At 62.9% G+C, this 15,221-nt stretch carries 11 protein-coding genes; all 11 read right to left on the reverse strand.

Features of this window, described 5'->3' with window-relative positions; genetic code table 11:
- Positions 1-10: 10 nt before the first annotated feature.
- The 11 genes from GV002_RS04825 to GV002_RS04875 all read right to left on the reverse strand — a co-directional run bounded on the left by GV002_RS04825 (position 11) and on the right by GV002_RS04875 (position 15,212).
- Positions 11-319, reverse strand: a complete 309-nt coding sequence (locus GV002_RS04825) for a DUF2845 domain-containing protein (RefSeq protein WP_160017293.1) — start codon at positions 317-319, stop codon at positions 11-13.
- Positions 316-3,201 carry a DUF748 domain-containing protein gene (locus GV002_RS04830; RefSeq protein ID WP_160017294.1) on the reverse strand — a complete coding sequence of 962 codons (2,886 nt, stop codon included), beginning with the start codon at positions 3,199-3,201 and terminating at the stop codon, positions 316-318. The genes GV002_RS04825 and GV002_RS04830 overlap by 4 nt, the downstream gene beginning before the upstream one ends.
- Before the next feature lie 102 nt (positions 3,202-3,303).
- Positions 3,304-4,320, reverse strand: coding sequence for a class I SAM-dependent rRNA methyltransferase (locus GV002_RS04835; RefSeq protein ID WP_160017295.1), 1,017 nt, complete (start codon positions 4,318-4,320; stop codon positions 3,304-3,306).
- Positions 4,321-4,414: 94 nt separating this feature from the next.
- Positions 4,415-5,287 (reverse strand): oxygenase MpaB family protein, encoded by an 873-nt coding sequence (locus GV002_RS04840; RefSeq protein ID WP_160017296.1) that lies wholly within the window; start codon positions 5,285-5,287, stop codon positions 4,415-4,417.
- Between the two features lie 70 nt (positions 5,288-5,357).
- Positions 5,358-7,295 carry an acetate--CoA ligase gene (gene acs, locus GV002_RS04845; RefSeq protein WP_160017297.1) on the reverse strand — a complete coding sequence of 646 codons (1,938 nt, stop codon included), beginning with the start codon at positions 7,293-7,295 and terminating at the stop codon, positions 5,358-5,360.
- 159 nt (positions 7,296-7,454) lie between these two features.
- Positions 7,455-9,119 carry a glucose-6-phosphate isomerase gene (gene pgi, locus GV002_RS04850; RefSeq protein WP_160017298.1) on the reverse strand — a complete coding sequence of 555 codons (1,665 nt, stop codon included), beginning with the start codon at positions 9,117-9,119 and terminating at the stop codon, positions 7,455-7,457.
- Between the two features lie 80 nt (positions 9,120-9,199).
- Positions 9,200-10,057 carry a pantoate--beta-alanine ligase gene (gene panC, locus GV002_RS04855; protein WP_160017299.1) on the reverse strand — a complete coding sequence of 286 codons (858 nt, stop codon included), beginning with the start codon at positions 10,055-10,057 and terminating at the stop codon, positions 9,200-9,202.
- Entirely contained in the window at positions 10,054-10,854 is an 801-nt protein-coding gene (gene panB / locus GV002_RS04860) for a 3-methyl-2-oxobutanoate hydroxymethyltransferase (protein ID WP_160017300.1), read from the reverse strand. Before panB ends, panC begins: the two co-directional genes overlap by 4 nt.
- A 275-nt stretch (positions 10,855-11,129) precedes the next feature.
- Positions 11,130-11,615 (reverse strand): 2-amino-4-hydroxy-6-hydroxymethyldihydropteridine diphosphokinase, encoded by a 486-nt coding sequence (folK, locus tag GV002_RS04865; RefSeq protein ID WP_178094600.1) that lies wholly within the window; start codon positions 11,613-11,615, stop codon positions 11,130-11,132.
- On the reverse strand, positions 11,615-13,009 hold the full coding sequence (locus GV002_RS04870; protein ID WP_160017302.1) for a polynucleotide adenylyltransferase PcnB: 1,395 nt from the start codon (positions 13,007-13,009) through the stop codon (positions 11,615-11,617). The genes folK and GV002_RS04870 overlap by 1 nt, the downstream gene beginning before the upstream one ends.
- A gap of 769 nt (positions 13,010-13,778) precedes the next feature.
- Positions 13,779-15,212, reverse strand: a complete 1,434-nt coding sequence (locus tag GV002_RS04875) for a sigma-54-dependent transcriptional regulator (protein WP_160017303.1) — start codon at positions 15,210-15,212, stop codon at positions 13,779-13,781.
- Positions 15,213-15,221 lie beyond the last annotated feature (9 nt).

Raw genomic sequence — 15,221 nt, forward strand, 5'->3', positions numbered from 1 at the left:
AACCTCCTGCTCAGCGTTCGCGACGACGTTCGATGGTGGTCAGACGGTTACCCTCGAAGCGCAGGATGCTGAGCATGCCGTTGCTCGGGCCGTATACCCATTCCTCGATCATGTACTCACGACGATCATAGGAGCCCAGCGTGTAGCCGACCGGATCACGGTGCACCGGTGCGCCACATTTGCGCTCGACCTCGAACGTGCGGTCGCCAAGGCTGACCAGGGAGCTGCCGCAACGCAGCGTGTCGGCCTGCGCGCCGATGCTGATCAGGGCGGCAACCAGGGTGGTGAGCGTGGTGATGGATAGGCGGCGAATGATCATTGGCTGTCCAGGTGCAAGGTGGTGAACACGCGGCCATCGGCTTCGGGTTCACCCAGATTGGCATCGATCAGGTAGACGCGTTCATCGTACAACCCACCTTGTTCAACCAGATAATCCTTGATCGTTGCAGCACGTTGCTGAGCCAGTTGGCGCAACAGCAGCTTGCTTTGAGCCCAGGAGTCCAGCACCGCCTTGCGCATGTTCTGCTGGCGTTGCTCGCTGTCCAGCTCGCTCCATTCGGCAGGCGGCTGCTGCTTGAGCCGCGTGCGATAGATGCCTTCGAGCAGCGCGGCCTGTTCGTCTTCAGCGACCGTCAACTCATCGGGGCTGGCGGGCACCTTGTCACCGCGGCGTTGCAGCACCTTGTACCAGGTTTCGCGAAATTCGCGTTGTAGGCGCTGTTCGGCCAGCAGCGGGCCGTCGGCACTCTGCGCGGCCTGGCCTTCAACCTCCAGGCGCAGATTCGGGCGTTCCTCGAGCGCTTTGGCCAGCGTGTCCAGCGCCTGGCGCGCGTCTGCCTCCAGCTCTGCAGAGCCAGCGACGAACGGCACGGTGCTGAGATCGACGTTGCTACCACCTACCAGCCCTGCGATGAACTTGAATGGCGCCTGGGCTGCGCGTAACACCAGATTGCGCAGGGTCTGCCAGACGATGGGCATGACGCTGAACTGCGGATTGTTGAGATCACCCTGTACCGGCAACTCGATGGCGATGCGCCCCTGGGTGTCCTTGAGCAGGGCGACTGCCAGGCGAATCGGCAGGTCCACTGCGTCGGGGCTGTCGACGCGTTCGCCCAGCTGCAGGTTTTCCACCAGCACCTTGTTCTCGGCATTTAGCTGGCCCTTCTCGATGCGGTAGTGCAGGTCGAGGTTGAGGCGGCCCTTGCGGATGCGATAACCGGCGAATTTGCCGGAGTAGGGGGTGACGGTGGTCAGCTCGACATTCTTGAAGCTGGTGGCGATATCCAGGCTGTTGAGCGGATCGAACGGCGTCAGCTTGCCCTTGATGCTCATTGGCGCGTAGCGGTCGACCTTGCCCTGGATATCGACGCTGGCGGCTTGCGGCTTCTGATTGTCGAGTACGCCGATGCGTCCGTTCATCTGCTGAACGGCGGTGGCAAAGCTGGGTGTCAGGCTGAAATCGGCGAAGTTGGCCGAGCCGTCGTTGATGGCCACGGCGCCGATACGGATAGCCAGCGGCTTGCCCGCATCGGTCTTGTTCTCGTTCTGTGCCGGCGGCTGCGGCACGATCAGCTCGCTGACGTTGGTGGTCAGGTTCTCGTTGATCACGAAGCGTGCATAGGGCTGATCCAGCTCCACGCGCTCGATGGCCAGGCTTTCACCGTGGCGATAGTCGAGGCCATTCACCCGCACCTGTTTCCAGCGCACGAAATCACGTTCGCGCAGGGTATCCAGGGTATGCAACTGATCGACCCTGGCGCTGCCGGTGACGCTGAGCGCCAGCGGCTCGGTGCTCTTGAGCTGCACGTCGAGGTCACTGCCGAGCAGGCCGCTGCGCAGCTCCAGGCGAATGAAGGGGCTCAGATAGGCCTGCGCCAGGCGCAGGTCGATGTCCTGGGTGGCGACCTTGAGCTGAGCACTGGTCGGGCTCAGTTGCACGTTGCCGGCCGCCTGCAGCTTGCCTTGCTTGCCCAGGCCGGTGTCGAGCCTGAGGTCGAAAGGTTTGTCGCCGATGCTGTCGAAGTTCTTCAGGTCGAGGTTCAGCGGGCCGACCTCCACGGCCACTTCCTGCTGCGGTACGCGGTCGGCCAGGTGGGCCTTGTAGTCGCGCAGTTGCACATCTTGCAGCAGTACTTGCCAGGGCTTGCTTTCGCCAGCCTGCTCCGTGGGGGCGGCAGCCTCGCTCTTGGCGCTTTCGGGTTTGGCGAACAGTTTCTGCCAGTCCAGTTGGCCGTCGGCTTCGCGCGCCGCCCAGGCCTCCAGGCCCTGGCTGCGCACCTGGCCGACCACCACCTGCTGCTTGGCCAGGTCGAGGCTGGTGTTGTCGATATCCAGGCGTTGCAGGCGTACCAGCGGTTTGCCTTGCGGATCGTCGATGGCGAAGGGGGCCAACTGCACCTTGATCTTGCTCAGTTGCAGTTCGGTGCCGCTGGACAGGTCGAGGCGATAGTCGCTGCTGAGATCGACCTGGCCCTCCTTGAGCACCAGCGGCAAGGCGTCGCGCACGTAAGGCCAGAAGGTGCTCAGGCGGCCATCGCTGACGCTCAGGCTGCCGCTGGAGGTGATCGGCGTCAGGCTGACCTGGCCGCGCCAGTCTATCCTGGCGCCTTGCGGGCCACTGGCGGTCATGGTCATTTCCGCGTTGTCGCCGGCCAGGGTGCTGAGGTTGTTGAGTTCCAGGTCGAGTGCGTCATAGGCGAATTCGACCGCCTCGCTCGGGCGCAGGTCCTGGAAGCGCAGTGACTTCTCGCGTAGACGAATGCTGTCGATGCGCAGCGGGAAGGGCTCCTCGCCGCTCTCTGCCTTGGGCTCCGCCTGGCTTTCCGGCAGTCGGAACAACTGGGTGAGATTGAGCGTACCGTCCTTGTCGAACAGTATCTCGGTGCGCGCGCCGTCGAGTTCGACGTCGCTCAGGTGCAAGGCACCGCTCCACAAACTGTCGCCCTGCAGGTTGGCGTAGAGGCGCTGGAAGCTCAGTTGCTCCTGGCCGCTCTCGCCGACACGCAGGCCCCAAAGGCTCAGTTCGAGCGTGAAGGGGTTGAGCTGCACGCGCTGCAGTGAGGCGGGCACCGTGGCGTACTGCGCCAACTGCTGGTTGGCGATACGCAGGGCGATGCCCGGCAGGATCAGAAAGCCGATCAGGCTGTAGAGGAAAACGGTGATCAACAGTGCGCTCAGTGCGCGCTTCAGTCCTTTGGGCATGGCTTGACGTCATCTATCCAGACGAGGAGACGATTTGGAGTATGGCACGACGGTTCAGTTCCGGTCGTTATAGCCGTATTCGTGGTGAATGATTTTCCCGTTTCACAGATGCAGGATCAGGGTTTTAAGGGGTGGTTTGGCGTCTTGCGAAGGAAAGTCCGGCGCAGGGGCTATCACCTGGCAATCCTGCACCGGGCGGCCGAGCTTCTCGGCGCAGCGCAGCACTTGCGTGCGCCAGTCGTTCATCTCCACCTTCGCCAGGTTATTGCTGCACACCAGCGTGCCGCCGTCGGCAGTGGCCAGGAGTGCCGGTTTGAGCAGGCTTTGATAGTCGCGCAGCAAATCGACGGTGCCAAAAGCGCTCTTGGCCCAGGCGGGCGGGTCGAGGAAAACCAGGTCGAACTGGCGCGGCTGCAGGCGCGGATAGCTCGGCAGTTTTTGCCCGCGGCGGCTGCTGATCGGTAGATCGGCCAGCTGACGAATCGCCGGAAAATAGTCGGACTGGATGAACTGCATGGCGGGTAGCTCGGGATTGAGTGCGCCGTTCTCGCGGCCCACGGCGAGGTTGCCCTGGGCGAAGTCGAGGTTGGTCACCTCGCGTGCACCGCCCGCTGCGGCGCACAGACCGACGCCGCAGGTATAGGCGAACAGGTTGAGCACGGACTTGCCGGCGCTGTTGGCCTTGATCCAGCCACGGGCGTTACGCAGGTCGAGAAACAGCAGCGGGTCCTGTCCGGCATGCCGACCGCGTACGCGGTAATTCAGCCCCCATTCGCGGCCGACCATATCCTCCAGTGCCGCATCGTCGGCCTGGAATAGGCTCGTGTCGCGATCGATCCGCGAATTGCCCTTGGAGCGGTCGTTGTAGACCGTTAGCAGCGGCTGTCCCAGATGGGTTTCGACGCTGTCGATGATGTTGTGCAGATCACTGGCTGCAAGCGGCTGATGAAAGCTCTGCACCAATAGCTGCGGGCCGTAGCGGTCGACGGTCAGGCCGGGTGCGCCTTCCTGACTGCCGTGGAACAGCCGGTAGCAGTCGGTGCCCTGGGCGTGCAGGTCTGCGAGCAGGTTTTCGCGAGTGGCGAGGGCGGCGCGCAGCGCCTGGTCAAGAGAAGGCATGCGCGGCGTCTCGGAGGAAGGAAAGGGCAGCAGTCTAGCAAGAAAAGCCGCTGCTCGAGAGCGTGGCGCATGCTGGCGGCGGGTCGTACCCGCCCTACGAGATTGGCAGCAGACGACGGTGGGCGCGCTGTGCGGCGCTGTTACGAATCGCCCAGCGCAGCAGCGAGGCGGTGCGTTGTACGCTGCTGCGAATCAGCGGACGGCGCCAGGGAGCCTGATGTTCGCCGAGCAGATCGCTGGCCCAGTCCGGCAGCAGGTCAACGCCGGCCTGCATCATCAGGTTGCCGAAAGGTTTGGCGAGGATATTGGGCATCGGTGCGGCATACAGCAGTCGCACCACTTCGCGGGTGCGCTCGTCACACAGCAACTGCGTATGCATGTGCTCGAGGTAGTCGCTGATGGCCTGGCGCGACGTGGGCACGTCCTCTGCGCCGAGGCGCTCGGCGATCAACGCCACTTCGCGGTAGTAGCGATCCTGCTCGGCAACCGCTAGCTGCGGGTCGACATAACGCAGGTAACCGGCGAGAAACTGGCTGACCTCGGAGACATGCACCCAGGTCAGCAGCTCGGGATCGCTGGCGGCATAGGGGCGGCCGTCCGGCGCGCTGCCGATCACCTGCAGATGGATGGTGCGCACCTTGTCGATCAGTCGCTCGGCGTCATGCAGGCCACCGTAAGTGGTGCCAGCGATGAACAGGCTGGTGCGGCGCAGGCGGCCGAGCATGTCCTGGCGGAAGGTGGAGTGGTCCCACACGCCGGCAAGCGCCAGCGGGTGGAGCATCTGCAGGAGCAGGGCGGAGATGCCGCCGACCATCATCGCGGTAAAGTCGGCGTGGACTTTCCAAACCATCGACTCGGGGCCGAACAGGCCGGCATCACCGCGCGGCTGGTCGAGGTCGAGCACGCCCAGCGAAGCGCCGGTGAGGCTGTGCACCTGTTTTTCGATCTGACGACGTAGGCTTTCCATGGCGCGCAGTTTCAGCGCTTGGCAGGCACAAGACAAGATGCGCCCGGCCCTTTCAGGCCGGGCGCGAGGCTCAGCGGTTGAGGCGCTGATCGATCAGGCTGTCGACCACGCTCGGGTCGGCCAGGGTCGAGGTATCGCCCATGTTCTCCAGCTCGTTGCAGGCGATCTTGCGCAGGATGCGCCGCATGATCTTGCCCGAGCGGGTCTTGGGCAGACCCGGCGCCCACTGGATCAGCTCCGGCTTGGCGAAGCTGCCGATCTCCTTGCCGACCAGGGCTAGCAGATCCTTCTTCAGCTCGTCGGACGGCTCTTGGCCATTCATCAGGGTGACATAGGCGTAGATGCCCTGGCCCTTCACGTCGTGCGGGTAGCCGACCACTGCCGCCTCGGCCACTGCATCGTGCAGTACCAGCGCACTTTCCACCTCGGCGGTGCCGATGCGGTGCCCCGAGACGTTGATCACGTCGTCCACGCGGCCGGTGATCCAGTAGTAGCCGTCCTCGTCGCGGCGTGCGCCGTCACCCGTGAAGTAGTAGCCGGGGTAGGGCTTGAAGTAGGTGTCGATCATGCGCTGATGATCGCCGTAGACGCTGCGGATCTGGCTCGGCCAGCTGGCCTTGATCGCCAGTACGCCAGCGCCAGGGCCGTCTATCTCCTTGCCCTGTTCGTCGAGTAGCACCGGCTGCACGCCGAAGAAGGGACGGGTGGCCGAGCCCGGCTTGAGGTCGGTAGCGCCGGGCAGCGGGGTGATCAGGATGGAGCCGGTTTCGGTCTGCCACCAGGTATCGACGATGGGGCAGCGCATGTCGCCCACCACATGGAAGTACCATTCCCAAGCTTCCGGGTTGATCGGCTCGCCCACGGTGCCGAGCAGGCGCAGGCTGCTGCGCGAGGTGGCCTTCACTGGACCTTCGCCCTCGCGCATCAGCGCGCGCAGGGCAGTGGGGGCGGTGTAGAAGGTGTTGACCTGGTGCTTGTCGATCACCTGCCAGAAGCGCGAGGCGTCCGGGTAGTTGGGTACGCCTTCGAACATCAGCGTGGTGGCGGCGTTGGCCAGCGGACCGTAGACGATGTAGCTGTGCCCAGTAACCCAGCCGACATCGGCGGTGCACCAGTAGATGTCGCCCTCGTGGTAGTCGAACACGTATTTGTGGGTCATCGCCGCGCCGAGCAGGTAACCGCCAGTAGTGTGCAGCACGCCCTTGGGCTTACCGGTGGAGCCTGAGGTGTAGAGGATGAACAGTGGATCCTCGGCGTCCATCGGCTCGGCCGGGCAGTCTGCACTGACTTCCTTGAGCGCCTGGTGGTACCAGAGATCGCGATCTTCCACCCAGGCGACGTCGCCCTGAGTGCGCTCGACCACCACCACGGTGGACACGTTCGGGCAGCTCTGCAAGGCCTTGTCGACGTTGTTCTTCAACGGTATGTACTTGCCGCCGCGTACGCCTTCGTCGGCGGTGATCACCGCGCGGCAGTCGGCATCGAGAATGCGGTCACGCAAGGCATCGGGGGAGAAACCGCCGAACACCACCGAATGCACCGCGCCGATGCGCGCGCAGGCGAGCATGGCGTAGGCCGCCTCGGGAATCATCGGCATGTAGATGCATACCCGGTCGCCTTTCTTCACGCCACGGCCCTTGAGCACATTGGCCAGGCGACTGACGTTGTGGTGCAGCTTGTTGTAGGTGATGTGCGCTGATTCAGCCGGGTTGTCGCCTTCCCAGATGATGGCGATCTGTTCGCCGCGCTGTTGCAGATGGCGGTCGATGCAGTTGTAGGCGACGTTGAGCTGGCCGCCCTTGAACCACTCGGCGCTGCCCTGTTTCAGGTCGCTGCTGTGGACCTGATCCCAGGGCTTGAACCAGGTGAGAAAGGCCTTGGCCTGCTCGGCCCAGAAGGTATCGGGTTGCTCGACGGACTGCTGGTACAGGCGCAGATAGGCGTCGTTATCCAGGTGTGCACGCTGGCGCACCGCGTCGGCCACGGGGTGACGGGTGATCTCGAACATGGCGGGGTCCTTGTAATTGTTTGTCCGCAACAGGCACAAGGGTGCACCCAAGCAGGTGCTTGGTTCAAGGGGCGATGTTCCAGGGAAAGGGCGTAGTCGAGGCGACGAAAGCAGGGACGCAGCCCAGCGCTTGGCGCCGGACTGCGACAAGAGGTGGGATCAGCCGCGATGATGCTCGCGGAAATGGGCGATCAGACCCTGGGTCGAGGCATCCGATGCGCTACTGTCGAGCTGGCCTGTCAGGCGCTGATAGACCTCCTTGCCCATCTCCTTGCCCAGCTCCACACCCCACTGGTCGAAGGCATTGATGCCCCAGATCGCGCTCTGCACGAATACCTTGTGCTCGTACAGCGCTACCAGCGCGCCCAGCTCGAACGGCGCGATGCGATTCATCACCAGGATGTTGCTCGGACGGTTGCCGGGGATCACCTTGTGTGGCGCCAGGCGCTGCACGTCGTCTTCGCTCAATCCCTTGGCGCGCAGTTCGGCTTCGGCCTCTTCGCGCGTCTTGCCCTGCATCAACGCCTGGGCCTGCGACAGGCAGTTGGCGAACAGCCACTGGTGATGGTCGGAGAGCGGGTTGTAGCTGTTGACCGGGACGATGAAGTCCGCCGGGACCAACAGGCGGCCCTGATGCAGCAGCTGGTGGTAGGCATGCTGGCCGTTGCAGCCGACGCCGCCCCAGATGATCGGCCCGGTGGCGATGTCCAGTGACGTGCCGTCCTGGCGCACGCTCTTGCCGTTGGACTCCATGTCCAGCTGCTGCAGGTGCTTGGTGAAGTTACGCAGGTAATGATCATAGGGCAGGATCGCGTGGCTCTGCGCACCCCAGAAATTGGTGTACCAGATGCCCAGCAGGGCCATCAGCACTGGCATGTTCTCGGCCAGTGGTGCTTGGGTGAAGTGCTGGTCCATGGCGTAGGCGCCGGCCAGCAATTCCTTGAAGTTGGACACGCCGATGGCCAGGGCGATGGGCAGGCCGATGGCCGACCACAGCGAGTAACGCCCGCCGACCCAGTCCCACATGGGGAAGATGTTCTCTTCGCCGATACCGAACTCGATGGCGGCCTTGCGGTTGCTGGTCACCGCGATGAAGTGGCGGTGCAACTGCTCTTCCGGGCCGCCCATGGCCAGGTACCAGTCGCGCGCGGCCAAGGTGTTCTTGAGGGTTTCCAGGGTGCCGAAGGACTTGCTGGAAACGATGAACAGGGTGGTTTCCGGATCGAGGCGGGCGGTCAGCTCGCGGAATTCGCTGCCGTCGATATTGGCCAGGTAGTGGCAGCGCACACCGCGCTGCGTGAACGGGCGCAGCGCTTCGGAAACCAGTTGCGGACCGAGGAACGAGCCACCAATGCCGATGTTGACCACTTCCTTGATCGGTTTCTCGCTGTAGCCGCGCCACAGGCCGCTGTGAATGCGACTGACCAGCTCGGTGACCTGATTCAGAACGCGATGGACCTCGGGGATGATGTCATGGCCGTCGACCAGCAGACGGCGGCCGATCGGGCTGCGCAGCGCCGTATGCAGCGCGGCGCGGCCTTCCGAAGCATTGACCTGCTCACCGTTGTACAGGTTGGCGATGGACTCCTGCAGACCGGCCTGCTCGGCCAGTTGAATCAGCAGCTCGAGGCCGCGCTCATCGATCAGGTTTTTCGAGTAATCCAGCAGCAGCCCGCAGCTGTCGAGAGAAAAACGCTGGTAGCGCCTTGTGTCCGCAGCGAAGGCCTCGCGCATGCTGAAACCGGCCATCTCGGCACGATGTTGCTGCAGGGCCTGCCAGGCGGGCAGGGTGGTGACGTCTTGAGGCTGCTGGTAATAGGCCATCGGAGCTCCTGATCCACAAAAGCAAAAGGCCCGGATCGATCCGGGCCTCTGAGAGTTTAACCGGCTGCCTTTGCAGGCAGCTACTGGCGTGGCAATTCAACCACCAGATTGTCTATCAGGCGGGTGTTACCCAGCTGTGCGGCGGTCAAAATCACCAGGTGATGGTCGTCGAGCTGTGCCGGACGCAGATTCACCGCATTGCGGATTTCCAGGTAATCGGGGATGAAACCAGCGGCGCGTTGTTGCGCCTGAGTGCTGTCGATAAGCCGTGCGTAGTCGCGAGCGCCACGGCGCAGTTCTTCGGCAATCGTTTGCAGGCCCCGATACAGCGCAGGGGCGGTGGCGCGTTGTGCTTCGCTGAGGTAACCGTTGCGCGAGGACAGGGCAAGGCCGTCCTCGGCGCGTTGAGTCGGCGCACCGATGATCTGGATCGGCATGTTCAGGTCCTGCACCAGTGCGCGGATTACCGCCAGTTGCTGGTAGTCCTTCTCACCGAAAACGGCCAGATCAGGCTGGACCATGTTGAACAGCTTGGTCACCACCGTCGCGACGCCTTCGAAATGCCCCGGACGACTCGCGCCGCAGAGGCCCTCGGAAACACCGGGCACGCTGACGCGGGTCTGGTCACCCATGCCGTGCGGGTAGATTTCCGCGACATCGGGGTGAAACAGCAGGTGGCAGCCGGCCGCGAGCAATTTTTCCTGGTCGGCGGCGAGGGTACGCGGATACGTATCCAGGTCTTCGCCTGCACCGAACTGCAGTGGATTGACGAAGATGCTGGCGACTACGAAGTCAGCACGTTGGGCGGCGATTTCCACCAGCGAAACATGACCCGCGTGCAGGTTGCCCATGGTCGGCACGAAGCCGATCTGCTTGCCCTCGGCTCGTGCCTGGGCAACGGCTGCGCGCAATTCGCGCAGGGTTTTCACCATGTTCATGCGGAGAAACCATGTTCGGCTGCAGGGAAGCTAACGTCCTTGACGGCCTTTACGTAAGCGCTGAAGGCACTCTGAATGCTATTTTGGCCTTCCATGAAGTTACGCACGAACTTCGGTGCGCGGCCCGATAGCGACAGCCCGAGCATGTCGTGCTGCACCAGGACCTGACCATCGGTGGCGCTGCCAGCGCCGATGCCGATCACCGGAATCTTCACCGCCTGGGTGATTTCTGCGGCCAGTTCGCTCGGCACGCATTCGAGCAGCAACATGGCAGCGCCGGCCTGCTCCAGAGCCATGGCATCGGCGCGCATCTGCCGTGCCTGCGCCTCCTGGCGGCCCTGAACCTTGTAGCCACCGAGAATGTTCACCGCCTGCGGGGTCAGGCCCAGATGCGCGCACACCGGTACGCCACGTTCGGCCAGCAGACGGATCGGCTCGGCCAGCCAGCCAGCGCCCTCCAGTTTGACCATATGCGCGCCGGCCTGCATCAGCTTGGCGCTGTTGTGCAGTGTCTGCTCGGTGGTGGCGTACGCCATGAACGGCAGATCGGTGACGATCAGTGCGCCCTGGTTGCCGCGTTTGACGCAGGCAGTGTGATAGGCCATTTCCTCGACGCTGACCGGCAGGGTGCTGTCGTGGCCCTGCAGGACCATGCCCAGGGAGTCGCCGACCAGCAACACGTCGACACCCGCCTGGCAGGCCGCATGGGCGTAGGTAGCGTCATAGCAGGTCAGCATGGCGATCTTTTCACCGTTCTGCTTGAGGCTCTGCAGGGTGGTCAGGGTAACGTCAGGCATTTCAAGGGTCCTCGCTCAGGCTCGGTATACCGCTTCTATCTGGCTGCAATCCGGCCTGGATTGGCATCAAAGGTGCGTCCGGCGCAGGGCGACGGGACGCCTATAGTCCTGATGGGGGCAGGCGAAGTCAATTGCAGGTGTTACCCGGCTGTTACTGGCGTTACCGCCAAGGCGCGGGATGTCGGGGGGGGCGCAAGAGGCCGCCCTGTGGGATGCGCTTCAGCGGCGAGCTTGTCGGGTCGCGGCTGAGGCCCCTGCCACAGAGGCCGGCTGGGCTACTCGGCCAGGCGTTCCAGGCCTGTAAATGGGCAGTCTTGCAGCATCGCATCGAGGCTGCGGCCATCCGGCATTTGCAGCTCAGCGGCCAGTTCGGCCAGCGGATAGAGCACGAAGGGGCGCGCCTGCATGTGGTAGTGCGGCACGGTCAGACGCTCATCGTCGATCAGGCGCTCACCGAATAGCAGGATGTCCAGGTCCAGTGTGCGCGGCCCCCAGCGCTCGGCCTTGCGCACGCGGCCCTGCTCTTGCTCGATGCGTTGCAGCGCATCGAGCAACTGCCAGGGCTGCAGCTCGGTATCCAGCGCCGCCACGGCGTTGACGTAACGCGGTTGATCCGCCGGGCCAAGTGGATCGCTGATGTAGAACGACGAATGAGCCTGCAACTGGCTGTGCGGCAACTGCGCGATGGCATGCAAGGCCGCGCGCAGCTGTTGCAGCGGTTCGGCCAGGTTGCTGCCGAGGCCGATGTAAACCCGCTCCATCACTCGCCGCCGCTTTCGTCGCTGCGCTTACGGCGATTGTTGTTACTGCGGCGACGTTTGCGCGGCGCGTTGCCGGTGCTTTCGCCTTTGCCTGCGAGGTCGCGAATCATCTGCCGACGCTCGCTGTCGTTGGCGTCCTGATAGTCCGTCCACCATTCGCCCAGGCCGCCGGTGTCTTCCCCGGCCAGTTCGCGCAGCAGGAGGAAGTCGTAGCCGGCGCGGAAACGCGGATTTTCCAGTAGCAGGTCGGCGCGTTTACCGCTGCGGCGCGGCAGGCGCTCCTGCATGTCCCAGATCTCGCGAATCGGGATGGTGAAGCGCTTGGGTACGGCGATGCGCTGGCACTGCTCGGCGATCAGTTCATGGGCGGCTTCCTGCATCGCCGGAATCGGCGGCATGCCCTTGTTCTGCAGTTGCAGTACGCGGGCCGGCAGCGCAGGCCACAGTAGTGCGGCGAAGAGAAAGGCTGGCGTGACCGATTTGCCGTCGTGGATGCGGTCGTCGGTGTTGATCAGCGCCTGGCGAATCAGCTTCTCGGTGTACTGCGGATTCTGCTTGAGCGCCGCACCGCTGGCCGGGAAGAGCTGGGCAAACAGATCGTGCTCGAGCAGCAGGTCGAAGGTGTACTCGGCATAACCGGCGAGGAACAGCTTGAGCACTTCGTCGAACAGACGCGCTGAGGGAATGTCGCGCAACATTGGCGCCAGACGGCGAATCGGCGCGGCGCTGTGCTTCTCGATCTCGAAGTCGAGCTTGGCGGCGAAACGCACCGCACGCAGCATGCGCACCGGGTCTTCCAGGTAACGCTGTTCCGGGTCACCGATCAGCCGCACCAGATGGTTGCGCACATCGTGCATGCCGCGGGCGTAGTCGAGGATATGTTCCTGGGTCGGATCGTAGTACAGCGCATTGATGGTGAAGTCGCGGCGCTGGGCATCGTCTTCCAGCGTGCCATAGACGTTGTCACGCAGGATGCGGCCGCTCTCGTGGCGCGATGCCAGATTGCTGTTCTCTTCCTCATCACCCTGAGGGTGATTGGCGCGGAAGGTGGCCACTTCGATGATCTCGCGACCAAAATGAACGTGTACCAGCTTGAAGCGGCGGCCGATCACCCGTGCGTTACGGAATTCGGCGCGGACCTGTTCGGGCGTGGCACTGGTGGCCACGTCGAAATCCTTGGGGTCAATATCCAGCAGCAGGTCGCGTACACAGCCGCCGACCAGATAGGCCTGGTAGCCGGCCTTCTGCAGGCGCTCGACCACGCTGATGGCGTGACGGCTGATCTCGTTGCGCTTGAGCGGGTGTTGGCTACTGCTCAGCACTTCGGGAGTGCTGCGTGGACGTGGGGCACGGCGCAGAGGTGAGTGGAAAGATTTGAACAGCTTTTTCAGCATGGGATGCACTGTTTGGAGTAGTGGTCGGCCTGCTGCGCATGCGCTTGAAAATCAAATTGCGTGAGCATCACGGCGTTAAAAGCAGTTTGCTTCGGCAAGGTTTTTCAACTGCATGCGAAACGATGACCGCATGTTTGCAGCGGATTCTAGCATCGTGTAGGGAGAAGGTGTGTAGAAGGGCGGCAGGCGGGGATTCGAGGACCGGAAGCTACTGGGGGAGCCGAAGCTCCCCCCCAAGTTGGTGCGTGCTATGTTTTTATTGTTATTGAGGGCCTGTTGTTTTTGTTGTTCGGCCCTTCCCGGCTTGCCGTGGCTTACCGGGTGCTCCCTAGAGAGGGGAGCCAATAGCAAACGGATTTCTTTGGACGCTGATGCTGCCTTAATCAACCAGTTCCGGCGCTGCCTTGAGGCAGTTTTATTGTTCTCAGTCTGGTCGCTGGGGCGAACCCCTCACGGCAACTCCTCTCCAAAAGAATCAGTTAGCTGCGCCTCCGTACCTTGTTGTTTTTGTTGTTCTGGAGTCGTTACGTCTTGTTCTTATTGTGTAGGGCATTGCTTGTTATTGTTGTTGTGCCAGAGATAAAGCAGATGCCGTGCCAGTTTTTACGAATCCTTGTAAATCAAGGGTTTGCGGCAATCATGGGTGTTCGGTGGGGGAGAAAAAGGCCGGGCTTTCGTTACCGATAGACCCGGCCTTTGTTACGAGATATTGAAACGGTAACAACTTGTGGAACCCGTGCGCGGGCAGGTTGTCACCGAGGCCGTGGCGTCAAGGGCCGCTGGTCACACCGGATTTGCGTCGCGGAATGCCCAGGCGTTGACGCCGTTCCCACAGGCATTTGCGACTGATGCCCAATTTGCGGGCCAGCTCGGTCTCGGTCATGTGGTCCTGATGCTCGAGGACGAAGTGCTGGAAGTAGTCCTCCAGTGACAGATCCTCGGTAGGTTCGTGGCTATTGCCACTGCTCTGTCCGCCTGCCACCGGCAGGCCGAAGTCCTCGTCATCCAGATCGTCCAGCTCGATGTCGATGCCCAGCAGGTCCGCGGAAATTTCCGCACCCTCGCAGAGAATCACCGCACGCTCGATGGCGTTCTCCAGTTCACGCACGTTACCCGGCCAGGGATAGTGGCGGATCGCCTGCTCGGCGTCATGAGCGAAACGCAGCGGCTCGCGGCCCATGCGTGTGTACTGGCGCACCAGGAAGGCCTGGGCGATTTCGATCACGTCGCTGCCTCGTTCACGCAATGCTGGCAGCTTGAGTGCGATGACGTGCAGACGGTAATAAAGGTCTTCACGGAACTGGCCGGTCTTGGCCAGTGTCTTCAGGTCGCGGTGGGTGGCGGCGATCAAGCGCACATCCACTTTCTGCGACTGCACCGACCCGACCCGACGAATTTCGCCTTCCTGCAGTACGCGCAGCAGGCGCGCCTGAGCTTCCAGCGGCAACTCGCCAATCTCGTCGAGGAACAGCGTACCGCCATCGGCCGCTTCGACCAGGCCGGCGCGTCCGGCACTGGCGCCGGTGAAGGCGCCTTTCTCGTGGCCGAACAGCTCGGACTCGATCAGGGTTTCCGGAATGGCGGCGCAGTTCACCGAAATCAGCGGGGCCTTGGCGCGCTTGGAAAGGTTGTGCAGGGCGCGCGCAACCAGCTCCTTGCCCGTGCCGGACTCACCCTGCACCAGCACATTGGAGTCGGTGGGGGCTACCTTGCGAATCTTGCTATAGAGCTCCTGCATGGCCGCGCAGGAACCGATGATGCCGATCTCGCCATTGGCGTTATCCACCACCTTTTCGGTATTGCCGCTGCGCGCGTTGCTGGCGGCAGTAGGTGCCGGTGCGCTCTTGGCTTCCTGGCGGTCACGCAGGATGCGGGCGACGGCCTGCAGCATTTCGTCGTGGTCGAAGGGTTTGGCGATGTAATCGACCGCGCCCATCTTCATCGAGTCCACCGCCGAGCGCAGGCTGGCGTAGCTGGTCATGATCAGCACCGGAGTGCCTTCGGCCAGTTTGATCAGTTCGGTGCCTGGCGCGCCGGGCAGGCGCAGGTCGCTGACGATCAGGTCGAAGGTGGGAATGCTGTAGCGTTCCTGGGCTTCCTGTACTGAGCCAGCTTCGCTGACCTGGTATTGATTGCGTTCGAGCAGGCGGCGCAAGGCAGAGCGGATAATGGTTTCGTCTTCGACGATAAGAATATGTGGCATCAATTCGGT

Origin of the sequence: Pseudomonas sp. 8O, assembly GCF_902506495.1 — a bacterium.
GTDB lineage: Bacteria > Pseudomonadota > Gammaproteobacteria > Pseudomonadales > Pseudomonadaceae > Aquipseudomonas > Aquipseudomonas chaetocerotis.

What these genes read in the sequence shown, in the direction of transcription:
- GV002_RS04825 (WP_160017293.1), bottom strand. Translation starts at nt 319, where the DNA reads ATGATCATTCGCCGCCTATCCATCACCACGCTCACCACCCTGGTTGCC.
- GV002_RS04830 (WP_160017294.1), bottom strand. Translation starts at nt 3,201, where the DNA reads ATGCCCAAAGGACTGAAGCGCGCACTGAGCGCACTGTTGATCACCGTT.
- GV002_RS04835 (WP_160017295.1), bottom strand. Translation starts at nt 4,320, where the DNA reads ATGCCTTCTCTTGACCAGGCGCTGCGCGCCGCCCTCGCCACTCGCGAA.
- GV002_RS04840 (WP_160017296.1), bottom strand. Translation starts at nt 5,287, where the DNA reads ATGGAAAGCCTACGTCGTCAGATCGAAAAACAGGTGCACAGCCTCACC.
- acs (WP_160017297.1), bottom strand. Translation starts at nt 7,295, where the DNA reads ATGTTCGAGATCACCCGTCACCCCGTGGCCGACGCGGTGCGCCAGCGT.
- pgi (WP_160017298.1), bottom strand. Translation starts at nt 9,119, where the DNA reads ATGGCCTATTACCAGCAGCCTCAAGACGTCACCACCCTGCCCGCCTGG.
- panC (WP_160017299.1), bottom strand. Translation starts at nt 10,057, where the DNA reads ATGAACATGGTGAAAACCCTGCGCGAATTGCGCGCAGCCGTTGCCCAG.
- panB (WP_160017300.1), bottom strand. Translation starts at nt 10,854, where the DNA reads ATGCCTGACGTTACCCTGACCACCCTGCAGAGCCTCAAGCAGAACGGT.
- folK (WP_178094600.1), bottom strand. Translation starts at nt 11,615, where the DNA reads ATGGAGCGGGTTTACATCGGCCTCGGCAGCAACCTGGCCGAACCGCTG.
- GV002_RS04870 (WP_160017302.1), bottom strand. Translation starts at nt 13,009, where the DNA reads ATGCTGAAAAAGCTGTTCAAATCTTTCCACTCACCTCTGCGCCGTGCC.
- GV002_RS04875 (WP_160017303.1), bottom strand. Translation starts at nt 15,212, where the DNA reads ATGCCACATATTCTTATCGTCGAAGACGAAACCATTATCCGCTCTGCC.